The sequence below is a fragment of the Solibacillus sp. FSL R5-0691 genome (assembly GCF_037974225.1).
In the GTDB taxonomy this organism is placed as follows: Bacteria; Bacillota; Bacilli; order Bacillales_A; family Planococcaceae; genus Solibacillus.
Genome location: NZ_CP150231.1, coordinates 3,240,538 through 3,252,500, shown reverse-complemented (window position 1 = coordinate 3,252,500; position 11,963 = coordinate 3,240,538). Strand labels below are relative to the sequence as shown.

The window sequence follows — 11,963 nt, the reverse complement described above, 5'->3', positions numbered from 1 at the left end:
TAGCGAAACATGGGTGAGAATCCCATGCACCGTATGACTAAGGTTTCCTGAGGAAGGCTCGTCCGCTCAGGGTTAGTCGGGACCTAAGCCGAGGCCGATAGGCGTAGGCGATGGACAACAGGTTGATATTCCTGTACCACCTCCTCACCGTTTGAGAAATGGGGGGACGCAGTAGGATAGGGTAAGCACGCCGTTGGTTGCGCGTGTTCAAGCAGTAAGGCGTGTATGTAGGCAAATCCGCATACTTTAACGTTGAGCTGTGATGACGAGCTCGTATGAGCGAAGTTCCTGATTTCACACTGCCAAGAAAAGCCTCTATCGAGGTGAGAGGTGCCCGTACCGCAAACCGACACAGGTAGTCGAGGAGAGAATCCTAAGGTGTGCGAGAGAACTCTCGTTAAGGAACTCGGCAAAATGACCCCGTAACTTCGGGAGAAGGGGTGCTTCTTTGGGTGCATAGCCTAGAGAAGCCGCAGTGAATAGGCCCAGGCGACTGTTTAGCAAAAACACAGGTCTCTGCAAAACCGTAAGGTGACGTATAGGGGCTGACGCCTGCCCGGTGCTGGAAGGTTAAGAGGAGCGGTTAGCGCAAGCGAAGCTGTGAATTGAAGCCCCAGTAAACGGCGGCCGTAACTATAACGGTCCTAAGGTAGCGAAATTCCTTGTCGGGTAAGTTCCGACCCGCACGAAAGGCGTAACGATCTGGGCACTGTCTCAACGAGAGACTCGGTGAAATTATAGTACCTGTGAAGATGCAGGTTACCCGCGACAGGACGGAAAGACCCCGTGGAGCTTTACTGTAGCCTGATATTGAATTTTGGTACAACTTGTACAGGATAGGTAGGAGCCAGAGATCTCGGAGCGCCAGCTTCGAAGGAGGCGTCGGTGGGATACTACCCTGGTTGTATTGAACTTCTAACCCATGCCCCTTAGCGGGGTAGGAGACAGTGTCAGGCGGACAGTTTGACTGGGGCGGTCGCCTCCTAAAGAGTAACGGAGGCGCCCAAAGGTTCCCTCAGAATGGTTGGAAATCATTCGTAGAGTGTAAAGGCATAAGGGAGCTTGACTGCGAGACCTACAAGTCGAGCAGGGTCGAAAGACGGGCTTAGTGATCCGGTGGTTCCGCATGGAAGGGCCATCGCTCAACGGATAAAAGCTACCCCGGGGATAACAGGCTTATCTCCCCCAAGAGTCCACATCGACGGGGAGGTTTGGCACCTCGATGTCGGCTCATCGCATCCTGGGGCTGTAGTCGGTCCCAAGGGTTGGGCTGTTCGCCCATTAAAGCGGTACGCGAGCTGGGTTCAGAACGTCGTGAGACAGTTCGGTCCCTATCCGTCGTGGGCGTAGGAAATTTGAGAGGAGCTGTCCTTAGTACGAGAGGACCGGGATGGACATACCGCTGGTGTACCAGTTGTCTTGCCAAAGGCATCGCTGGGTAGCTATGTATGGACGGGATAAGTGCTGAAAGCATCTAAGCATGAAGCCCCCCTCAAGATGAGATTTCCCATTACGCAAGTAAGTAAGACCCCTGAAAGACGATCAGGTAGATAGGTTCGAGGTGGAAGTGCGGTGACGCATGCAGCTGACGAATACTAATCGGTCGAGGACTTAACCACATTTTATTGCACAAACTCAATGAAACGTTTATCCAGTTTTGAAAGAATGAAAAATTTTTTCAAGGGTTTCAAGACACAAGCTAGTCGAGGAAACGACTGAGTGATTGAAGGAGCGTACTCAAGTACGTGACTGAAAGAACGAAGGAAGTTGACGAAGGATAGCGCCGTGTATTGGAAGCCGATAATAGTGAAGTGATGATGGCAAAGAGGTCACACCCGTTCCCATACCGAACACGGAAGTTAAGCTCTTTAGCGCCGATGGTAGTTGGGGGCTTCCCCCTGTGAGAGTAGGACGTCGCTTCGCACACGCAAAACCACTGAGGAATCAGTGGTTTTTTTGTTGTTTATAAAATGGATATTTGAATTGAGGACCTCTAACTTGAAAATAAAATGCAGTTTCGTTAAAGTACTTACATAGCAAAAGGGAGGAATTGTAATGAAGGCACTTTTTGAAAAATTTAAATTGAGTGAAGAGGTTGAATTACGTAACCGTTTAGTTATGGCACCGATGACAACCTACTCTGCAAATGAAGATGATACCGTTTCCGATGAGGAAATCACATATTATAAAGAACGTGCTGAAGGAGCCGGGATGATCATTACAGCGTGCGCATATGTTGCAGCAAACGGTAAAGCATTCCCAGGGCAAATTGCCGCTCATGAAGACCGTTATATTCCAAGCTTGCGAAGAATTGCACAGGCTATACAACAAGGCGGTGCTAAAGCGGTACTACAAATTCATCATGGTGGCCGTCAATCGTATCAACAGTTAGTACCGAATGGAGATGTTGTAAGCGCGAGTACAGCTGTTACAATCGAGAAAAAAGAAGCGCGTGCATTAACTCTTGAAGAAACTAAAGAAATGGTTAAAGCGTATGGAGAAGCGACAAGAAGAGCAATTGAAGCGGGATTTGACGGTGTTGAAATCCATGGTGCGAATACGTATTTAATTCAACAGTACTTCTCAGCCTTTACTAATAAAAGAACTGACGAATACGGCGGATCATTTGAAAATAGATTGCGTTTCCCATTACAAGTGGTAAATGAAGTCATTAAAGTAAAAAACACATATGCAGATGAAAAGTTTATTATCGGGTACCGTTTCAGTCCGGAAGAGCCTGAAGAAGATGGTATTACAATGGATGATACAGTGAAGTTGGTGGATGAATTAGCGAGAACAGCGCTAACGTATTTGCATATTTCACTTGGTGATTACAAATCTGAAACACATCGTTATGTAGAAGGCCAACAAAACCGTATTTCTGTGATTCACGACTTATTAAATGGACGTAAACCATTAATTGGTGTCGGTTCAATTTATACCCGTGAAGAAGCAGAACAAGCGTTACAGTTAGGTGCAGATTTAGTAGCACTTGGTCGTGCCTTATTAATTGAGCCGCATTGGGTGGAAAAGGTACAAAACAATGAAAACGTTGTAACATCTTATGATGAAAATATTGATACTGTAATCCCTGGTCCTTTAATGGAGAAAATTCTGTCAAGACCAGGATGGATTCCAGGTATATAATTTAATACAAGACATTAGAATATAAAAATCTAAGTTTATTAAATAAGGAGGATACGGATACGTTCGTATTCTCCTTTTCCTATTGGTAATGTTTGAACCGCTTAATTTCGGGAATGGTTTCATAAGGATATTGAGGGGGGATACAAATGAATAAAAAGGGCTTTTATGTCTTCCTGTCTATTTGTCTCGTTATGTTGCTGACAATGTTAATAGCAGCTTGTCAGGATGAAGTTTTAGAGATAGAAGAAAGTAATACATATGTTTGGCAAAAATACATGAATGAAGAAGAGTATGAAAAAGTAAAAGAAGGGATGTCTTATTTAGACGTTGTGCGCATTTCTGGAGGTGCCGGACAGAAGATCAATAAAGATACTTATGAATGGAATGATGAAATTCTGCTGACGAAAGGATATCGCTTAAAATTTAACGATGAAGTATTAGTAAAAAAAGAAGTAGTGGAACGCAAAGGTAATTCAAAGCGTTAGGGATTCGCTAAAAACTAAATACAGAGTAATCAGGAACATTCACTTTTTTTCAAAAAAAATGAGTGTTTTCTTTTTTTCATAGCTACTTTATCTTATTGTATTTCAGTAAGAACCAATCCAAAAGTGATACATTTTGAACAATTGCTTCAGTTCAAGTAAACTAGAGATAATGGATTTTTTTTTTGGAAGGAAGCAATCAGATGATATTTGAAAAAGATATAAATACGCTGGAAGAAACGCAAGCGCTTGCGATGAGATTGGCGGAATTAGTCGAGCCGCAGTATACGATTACACTTGAAGGTGATTTAGGTGCCGGCAAAACGACATTTACACAGAGCTTTGCAAAAGGGCTTGGCGTAAAAAGAACGGTCAATAGTCCAACATTTACGATTATGAAACAATATGTAGGTCGTATCCCACTTAATCATCTTGATGTATATCGTCTGGAAGATAGCGATGAAGATTTAGGTTGGGAAGAAATTTTTTATGGGGATGCTGTAACAGTTGTGGAATGGGCACATCTTATACAGGAAGATTTGCCAGAAGAGCGTTTAGCAATTGAAATTACACGCATCGATGAAACGAAACGCAAATTTGTATTGAAACCGATAGGCGAAAAGTATGTTCGCCTTTGTGAGGAGTTATTAAAATGATTTGGTTAGGTATAGAGACAGCAAATGCACCGCTTTCTGTCGCCATCGTACAAGATAATAAAGTAATTGCAGAAGTTGTACAAAATATAAAATTAACACATTCAGTTGGTGCAATGCCGGCAATTGAGGAAGCTATAAAAAAGGCAGGCTTAACACCGGAACAAATTGATGCGGTTGCCGTTTCTGAAGGTCCAGGCTCTTACACAGGTGTCCGTATTGGTGTTACTCTTGCCAAAACCCTTGCCTGGTCTTTGCAAAAACCATTGGTAGGCGTATCAAGTTTGAAAGCACTGGCTGCTAATGCCCGTGTTGCGAACTATGCGATTTGTTCATTGATCGATGCCCGCCGTCAAAATGTATATGCAGGTGTTTATGAGACAGCTACTTTGGAGCCGATTGTTGAAGACCACCATGATCATATCGACGGGTTATTACAGAAACTTCAGCAGTTAGAGCAGCCAATATTATTTGTCGGAACTGATGTTGATTTGTATATGGAAAAAATTCAGCAAGTGTTAGGTGATTTGGCTGTTCGCGCACCATTTACGATGGATCTGCCTCGTGCGTCTGAATTAATTGCTATAGCACAACAAATGCCATTACCAACAATAGAGGCTGTCCATAATTTTGTTCCCCAATACCGCCGTATTGCAGAAGCGGAAGCAAATTGGATAAAGGAACAGAAAAAGGAGCAACGTTAATGGTACAGTATCGCAGAATGACAATAGATGATGTTCAGGCTGTCCATAAAATTGAGCTTGCAACATTTCCTACACCATGGACATTGGATTCGTTTTATTACGAAATGACCGAAAACCAATATGCCCATTATTTAGTGGCGGAAGACGGAAACGGTGAAATTATTGGTTTCTGTGGAATTTGGCTTGTTATTGATGCAGCACAGATTACAAACGTAGCGGTTGTACAATCTGTACGTGGTCAAGGCATTGGTGAAACTCTTATGCGTGAAGCGATGCGGGTTGCAAAAGAAGCAAATATGGACGTTATGAGCTTAGAAGTACGTGTAACAAATACTGTTGCACAAAATTTATATCGCAAACTTGGTTTCCAAGATGGAGGTCTTCGTAAAGGCTACTATACGGATAACCAGGAAGACGCGTTAGTAATGTGGGTGAATTTATAATGGATAACTATATATTAGCAATTGAAACAAGTTGTGATGAAACAGCAGCAGCCATTATTAAAAATGGTAAAGAGATTATTTCGAATGTTGTATCATCGCAAATCGACAGTCATAAGCGTTTCGGCGGGGTTGTCCCGGAAATCGCATCACGTCACCATGTTGAACAAATGACAATCGTTTTAGAAGAAGCATTAAAACAGGCAAATATGGAACCGAAAGAGTTAACAGCTGTTGCCGTAACTGAAGGACCAGGCTTAGTAGGTGCTTTGTTAATCGGTATTAATGCGGCTAAAGCGTTCGCATTTGTACACGGCTTGCCATTAATCGGGACTCATCATATTGCCGGGCATATTTATGCGAATAATCTCGTACAACCAATGGAATTTCCGCTGCTGGCACTCGTTGTTTCAGGTGGACATACAGAGCTTGTCCTGATGCGTGAACATGGTTCGTTTGAAGTGATCGGTGAAACACGTGATGATGCTGCAGGTGAAGCATATGACAAAGTAGCGCGCGTATTGAATATGCCATATCCGGGTGGTCCACATATTGACCGGCTTGCACATGAAGCGACAGAAGCGGTTCCTTTCCCGCGAGTATGGTTGGAAGAAGATTCGTACGACTTTAGCTTCAGCGGCTTGAAATCGGCAGTCATTAACTATAAACATAATATGGATCAGCGTGGTGAAGAAATCATTGCCGAGCATGTTGCAAAAGGTTTCCAGGACAGTGTAGTGGAAGTATTGACAGGTAAAACAGTAAGAGCCGCACGTGAATATCAGGTAAAACAAGTCATCGCAGCTGGCGGTGTATCGGCTAATAAAGGACTCCGCACATCATTGGAACAAGCGTTTAAAGAAGAAGGTATTCCATTTTATGTGCCGCCTTTGAAATTATGTACAGATAATGCTGCAATGATTGGTGCAGCTGCTTATGAAATGTATGAAGCAGGGGTTCGGGGTAATTTAGCTATGAATGGACGACCTGGAATGGAGCTTTTGAGCTGGAAATAGGGTATATAAGTATGGGGAAGAGATGTAGCAGTACATCCTTTACCCATGCTTTTTTTGTAGAGAAAATAAATTTTTCTTCATTTGTTTTCTTTCAATAATAAAAAAAGTCGAATCTAGTAATTTATGATGGATAAATCTCATTTATAACAAGTTTTTATCGACTGTTCAACTTTTCTGAAAATTATCCACAGATAAAGTTAAATACCCACAAAAAAACTTGCGAACATGCGTACTTATACACAAACTGTGTATAACTTGTGGGTAACATGTGATTTATCTATATATAGTAGTGTCTTTTTCACACAGCGATGTGCATAACTTTGATTTTAAATGTGGATAATGTGGAAAACTATGTTGATATGTTGATACTACTAGATTTGTATTGTGAATAAAATTGTGGAGAAATTTGTAGAAATTTGGCGTATTGACCTATATATATGATTATTATGTAGATAAGATGATAGAAAGCTTTAATATTATACAATAACAATCAAAAAAATATGTTCCTCGTAAAGCAGACTTGTGTATAGATATAAAAAAGGAGTGTCCATATGTTGCTGGACACTCCATCATTATAGCTGTTCGAGCTCTTCATTCAGTTCAAGCCATTCCATTTCAAATGCTTCATGCTGTTCCTTTACATCATTCAGCTCAGATTGAATGGATAACGTTTTTTCATGATCCGAAAAAATGTCAGGATCACATAATTGTTCTTCAAATATGGCGATTTTTTCATCTAAAGCGCCCATCTGCTTTTCAATATCTTCAATTGCACGACGAATTTGGCGCTCTCTTTTTTTAGCATCCTTATCAATCGTCGATGTAGTCTTCGCTTGGACAGCCGGTTCAGTCGAATTCTTTTCAACTGCTGCGGCTTTCATTGCAGCTAATTCTTCAAGCTCCTGTTTCTTTTCCACATAATAATCGTAGTCGCCTAAATACTCGAATGAACCTGTGCCTGATAGTTCAACGACTTTAGTAGCAATACGATTGATGAAATAACGGTCATGAGATACGAATAGCAATGTTCCTGGATAATCGATTAAAGCATTTTCCAGTATTTCTTTACTGTCCAAGTCTAAATGGTTTGTCGGCTCATCGAGTACTAGAAAATTAGATTTTTGCATCATTAATTTCGCAAGTGCAAGTCGTGCCTTTTCTCCACCTGATAGGGAGTTTACCGTTTTTGATACGTCATCTCCACTAAACAGGAAGCGACCTAAAATATTCCGGATATCCTTTTCATTCAGTAATGGCCATTCATCCCAAAGCTCACTAAGAACCGATTTGTTCGAATGAAGTTTCGCCTGCTCCTGATCATAATAGCCGATTTGAACATTTGTACCGTATCGAATGTCCCCGGCAAGTGCCTCAATATCTTGGACGATTGTTTTCAATAACGTAGATTTCCCAACACCGTTTGGACCGACAAGTGCAATACGATCTTCTCTAAAGACGCGCATTCCAATATTTTCGGAAATAGCTTTGTCCGTAAAGCCGATTTTTAAATTATCAATCGACAGCACGTCATTTCCACTTTGACGCTCAATCGTAAAGCCGAAGTTTGCACTCTTTTCATCGCCATCCGGAGATTCCATCCAACTTGTCTTTTCCAGCACTTTACGACGTGACTGGGCCATTTTTGTAGTCGAAGCCCGGGCAAGATTCTTTTGGATAAATGTTTCGAGTTTCGCCTTTTCATCCATTTGACGCTCATACATTTTTAAATCGCGTTCATAGTTTTTCGCCTTTTCATCTAAATAAGCACTGTAGTTGCCTACATACTTCGACACTTTCGTACGGGACACTTCGTAAACAATCGACACGACCTGATCTAAGAAATAACGGTCATGCGAAACAATTAAAATTGCGCCGTCATAACCTTTTAAATAGCCTTCCAGCCATGACAATGTTTCTATGTCCAGGTGGTTGGTCGGCTCATCTAAAATAAGGAGGTCGGGCTTGGACAAAAGAAGCTTTGCGAGTGCTAAGCGTGTTCGTTGGCCGCCAGATAGTGAACGAATCGGCTTTTGATAATCTTCAGGGAAAAATTGCATCCCATGCAGAACAGAGCGGGTATCGGCTTCATACTGGTAACCGCCTGCATCTTTGAAATCATGCTGCAACTGGTCATACTCTGCCATGATGCGGGCATATTGTTCGCTATCTTCATATATTACAGGATCAGCCATTTGCTGTTCAAGTAGACGCAATGTTTGTTCCTGTTTTTGCAGATTTACGAAAATTGTCATCATTTCGTCCCAAATCGAAAGTTCAGAGTCAATGCCTGCATGCTGCTCTAAATAACCGACTTGAATATCTTTTGGAATAATAATTTCACCGGAATCAAAGCTCATTTGACCGGCAATTATTTTTAATAACGTTGACTTGCCGGCACCGTTTCGCCCTACTAATGCCACGCGGTCACGGTGCTGTACTTCTAGTTTTACCCCGCTTAATATTTCATCTGTAATAAAGGATTTATATAATTGATTCACTTGTAAGACAATCATGTTTACACCTCAGTTTCTTCCTATTTAGTTTAATGTATGGGAACATTGTTCGCAACGATGGATACTTTACTTGTCGCTCCTTGTTTAGTAAGATTAACTTGCTTCTGCACAAAGAGTGAAGTTCATGTTAAGTGTGTCATAACGCTTGGGGACAACTACGTGATACAATCATGTTGGTAAGCCCCGACAGGTTATATGGAGGCATTATTAGAAAAAGAGTTTGCAACTGTACATAGGAGGAGAATGTGTGAAACAAGAAGTAAAAATTCCACAAGCAACAACAAAAAGACTTCCTCTTTATTATCGATTTTTGAAAAACTTCGCAACTGAAGGTAAAAAGCGTATTTCTTCACAGGAATTAAGTGATGCGATGAAAATAGATTCGGCTACGATTCGACGGGACTTTTCCTATTTTGGAGCACTCGGTAAAAAGGGATATGGATATGATGTTCAGTATTTACTCGAATTTTTCCGTCAAACTTTGGATCAGGATGAGGCGATGAATGTTGCGCTTATAGGAGTCGGAAATCTGGGGAATGGCTTATTAAAATATAACTTCCAAAAAAATCATAATACGCGTATTGTTGTAGCATTTGATACGAAGGCCCCGATGGAAGGAACAACGATTAGTGATATTCCAGTATTCCATCCAGATCGTTTGGAGGAAATGTATGAGGAGTTTGGCGCGGAGCTAGCAATTTTGACGGTTTCGTCCCGCTCAGCACAAATGATGACAGACCGACTCGTTAAAATAAATGCAAAAGGTATATTAAATTTCACTCCAGTAAGATTATCTGTTCCTGACACGATTAAAGTAATGAACATTGATCTATCGGTAGAATTACAGGCACTTACGTATTTAGTACGAAACTCAGGTAAGTAACAAAATGTTCATTACTATAAATAGCAAATTCTAGTTAATTAATGTAAAATATACATAATAATAGAGGAGGTGGCTATAGTGATTGTACATCTTAATGCGATTACACCTGTGAGCCTGATTATCATTGGACTGATTGCTTTATTAATATTCGGTCCGAAAAAATTGCCATCATTAGGTCGTGCGATGGGGACAACTTTACGTGAATTCCGTAGCGCTACGAAGGGCCTGACGGATGACGATGACGATTTCGATACAAAGAAAAAAGTGATTGAACATAAAGAGAACGAAAAAAACGAAGTTAAGTAAAATAAGGATGTCTTGCTATGAATTCAAGAGAATTAACCGTAGTTGAACATATGGAAGAGCTTAGAAAACGTCTATTCTTCGTAGCGATTTTCTTCGTGATGGCTCTTTTCATCGGTTTCTATACGGCGAAACCACTTATTCGATACATTCAACGCAGTGATTTAGCTGCCAGTTTTTCGATGAACGCATTTAGTCCGGCAGATCCTTTAACCGTTTATTTACAAGTTACATTTATTGTAGCGGCCGTTATTGTATCGCCATTATTGCTGTACCAGCTATGGGCATTTATAACACCTGGTTTGCATGAGGCTGAACGTAAGGCAACATTGAAATATATTCCGTATGCTTTTATATTGTGTATAGGGGGAATAGCCTTTGCTTATTTTGTGTTATTTCCATTTATAATGCGCTTTATGACGGACTTATCCAATGATTTGAATATTACGCAAACAATCGGTATTAATGAATTCTTCTCATTTTTAATTAAGTTAATCGTACCTTTTGCGCTGCTATTTCAATTGCCTGTTGTTACACTGTTTCTTTCACGACTCGGAATCATCAATCCGAAGCTTATGGTGAAATTTCGGAAATATGCTTATTTTGTTTTAATTGTAATTTCGGTATTGCTGGCTCCGCCTGATCTAGTATCGAATATTATTATTGCGATTCCGTTATTTGTTTTATATGAATTAAGTATTGTCATAGCGCGTCTTGGTTATCGGAAGTATGAAGTTGCTGAAAAAGAGCGCATCTTAGCAGAAGAAGAGCGTGAACGTGAACTGCAAGTAGAGGAGCTGCTTGAACTGCAGCGTAGACAAATGGAACAGATGAATAATAGTTAATGACAACGCTATCGAAACCGGGTAGCGTTTTTTTATTTTCTATATATAAAAACCCGCTATATTACATAGCGGGCAATAGTTATATTTGAAACTTATCGGCATTCATTTGGATAAATGTGACGAAACCGTTCAATAGGACATGCGCGATAATCGGAGTGAGAAGACGCTTTGTTTTATGATATAAAAATGCGAAGATCATCCCGCAAATCGTATACAGTAAAATATGCGTAAAATCCATATGAATCGCAGCAAATACAATTGCACTGATTATGCTCGCAATCCAGAAATTATAGTTTTGTATAATCGATCCGAAAATGACACGGCGGAATACAAGCTCTTCCAAAATCGGTCCTAAAAATACAGTCGCAATAATCATAATCGGAGCTACCTTTGTGACACTCATAATTGCTTCGGTATTTTCAGAGCCCATATCAATTCCTAAAGCAAGCTCGATGTAGGCGCCGATTGTCTGCCCTAAAAAGACTAGGAAGAAACCGATGACACCCCAACCGATAGAAGCCCCAATTGAAGCCTTTTCCCCTTTAAATACATCCCAAAATTGCTTATTGCGTGAGATTAATATAAAACTCACAATAAAAGCAACCGCAAATGATATTGTTGACCACCAAGCAGATAACTTTATAAGTTTATCCTGCTCAGAAATACCAGAAAATAATTGTAAAAGGGAATCTTTTAGGCCTGGAATGAATATAAGTAATAAGACTGATAACTGACAAATGATATAAGTTATTAACACATAAAATGCGGTCTTCTGTGTTTTAAACTTATCTGATGGACGGGAAGCCACGAATGAAAAACCTTCTTTCTCTTACAGACTAGTAGAATTTGACACTCTCAAAATGCATGAGGAATGCCTTATCTTCTATTATAGAGTTTACTAGGGGCTCTTATGAATGCCCCACTGTTATATTTAACATCATTGTAGAGGAATTTGCCAATAAATCAAAATTTTTTGG

The 11,963-nt window shown here is 40.6% G+C and carries 11 protein-coding genes and 2 rRNA genes (1 of these 13 running past the window's edge); 11 read left to right on the top strand and 2 right to left on the bottom strand.

Annotation, left to right across the window (positions count from 1 at the left end):
• From MKY51_RS16345 to tsaD, 8 genes are all read left to right on the top strand, one after another.
• Window positions 1-1,619 (top strand): 23S ribosomal RNA (locus tag MKY51_RS16345); it begins 1,310 nt to the left of the window's first position.
• A 188-nt stretch (window positions 1,620-1,807) separates the two neighbouring features.
• Window positions 1,808-1,923 (top strand): 5S ribosomal RNA (rrf, locus tag MKY51_RS16340).
• 132 nt (window positions 1,924-2,055) lie between these two features.
• Complete coding sequence (locus tag MKY51_RS16335) at window positions 2,056-3,147, top strand: NADH-dependent flavin oxidoreductase (RefSeq protein ID WP_339174009.1); 1,092 nt, start codon at window positions 2,056-2,058, stop codon at window positions 3,145-3,147.
• Window positions 3,148-3,293: 146 nt separating this feature from the next.
• Entirely contained in the window at window positions 3,294-3,632 is a 339-nt protein-coding gene (locus MKY51_RS16330; protein ID WP_339174006.1) for a hypothetical protein, read from the top strand.
• A 200-nt stretch (window positions 3,633-3,832) separates the two neighbouring features.
• Window positions 3,833-4,285 carry a tRNA (adenosine(37)-N6)-threonylcarbamoyltransferase complex ATPase subunit type 1 TsaE gene (tsaE, locus tag MKY51_RS16325; RefSeq protein ID WP_339174004.1) on the top strand — a complete coding sequence of 151 codons (453 nt, stop codon included), beginning with the start codon at window positions 3,833-3,835 and terminating at the stop codon, window positions 4,283-4,285.
• Window positions 4,282-4,986, top strand: coding sequence for a tRNA (adenosine(37)-N6)-threonylcarbamoyltransferase complex dimerization subunit type 1 TsaB (gene tsaB / locus MKY51_RS16320; protein ID WP_339174002.1), 705 nt, complete (start codon window positions 4,282-4,284; stop codon window positions 4,984-4,986). Before tsaE ends, tsaB begins: the two co-directional genes overlap by 4 nt.
• On the top strand, window positions 4,986-5,429 hold the full coding sequence (rimI, locus tag MKY51_RS16315; RefSeq protein ID WP_339174001.1) for a ribosomal protein S18-alanine N-acetyltransferase: 444 nt from the start codon (window positions 4,986-4,988) through the stop codon (window positions 5,427-5,429). Before tsaB ends, rimI begins: the two co-directional genes overlap by 1 nt.
• Entirely contained in the window at window positions 5,429-6,442 is a 1,014-nt protein-coding gene (gene tsaD, locus MKY51_RS16310; protein ID WP_339173999.1) for a tRNA (adenosine(37)-N6)-threonylcarbamoyltransferase complex transferase subunit TsaD, read from the top strand. The genes rimI and tsaD overlap by 1 nt, the downstream gene beginning before the upstream one ends.
• A gap of 572 nt (window positions 6,443-7,014) precedes the next feature.
• Here tsaD and MKY51_RS16305 read toward each other — a convergent pair.
• Window positions 7,015-8,955, bottom strand: a complete 1,941-nt coding sequence (locus MKY51_RS16305) for an ABC-F family ATP-binding cassette domain-containing protein (protein WP_339173997.1) — start codon at window positions 8,953-8,955, stop codon at window positions 7,015-7,017.
• Window positions 8,956-9,202: 247 nt separating this feature from the next.
• Between MKY51_RS16305 and MKY51_RS16300 the strand changes: the two genes are divergently transcribed.
• The 3 genes from MKY51_RS16300 (at window position 9,203) to tatC (ending at window position 10,986) form a co-directional block, all read left to right on the top strand.
• Window positions 9,203-9,838: a redox-sensing transcriptional repressor Rex gene (locus tag MKY51_RS16300; protein WP_079523189.1), complete on the top strand. Its 636-nt coding sequence runs from the start codon at window positions 9,203-9,205 to the stop codon at window positions 9,836-9,838.
• Window positions 9,839-9,916: 78 nt separating this feature from the next.
• Window positions 9,917-10,144, top strand: coding sequence for a twin-arginine translocase TatA/TatE family subunit (tatA, locus tag MKY51_RS16295; RefSeq protein ID WP_008408483.1), 228 nt, complete (start codon window positions 9,917-9,919; stop codon window positions 10,142-10,144).
• A gap of 17 nt (window positions 10,145-10,161) precedes the next feature.
• The gene (gene tatC / locus MKY51_RS16290) at window positions 10,162-10,986 is read left to right on the top strand and encodes a twin-arginine translocase subunit TatC (RefSeq protein ID WP_339173993.1); all 825 of its coding nucleotides are present in this window, start codon (window positions 10,162-10,164) and stop codon (window positions 10,984-10,986) included.
• 79 nt (window positions 10,987-11,065) lie between these two features.
• Here tatC and MKY51_RS16285 read toward each other — a convergent pair whose 3' ends face one another.
• A complete protein-coding gene (locus MKY51_RS16285) occupies window positions 11,066-11,578 on the bottom strand; it encodes a CPBP family intramembrane glutamic endopeptidase (RefSeq protein ID WP_339173990.1) in 513 nt (170 codons plus the stop codon).
• Window positions 11,579-11,963 lie beyond the last annotated feature (385 nt).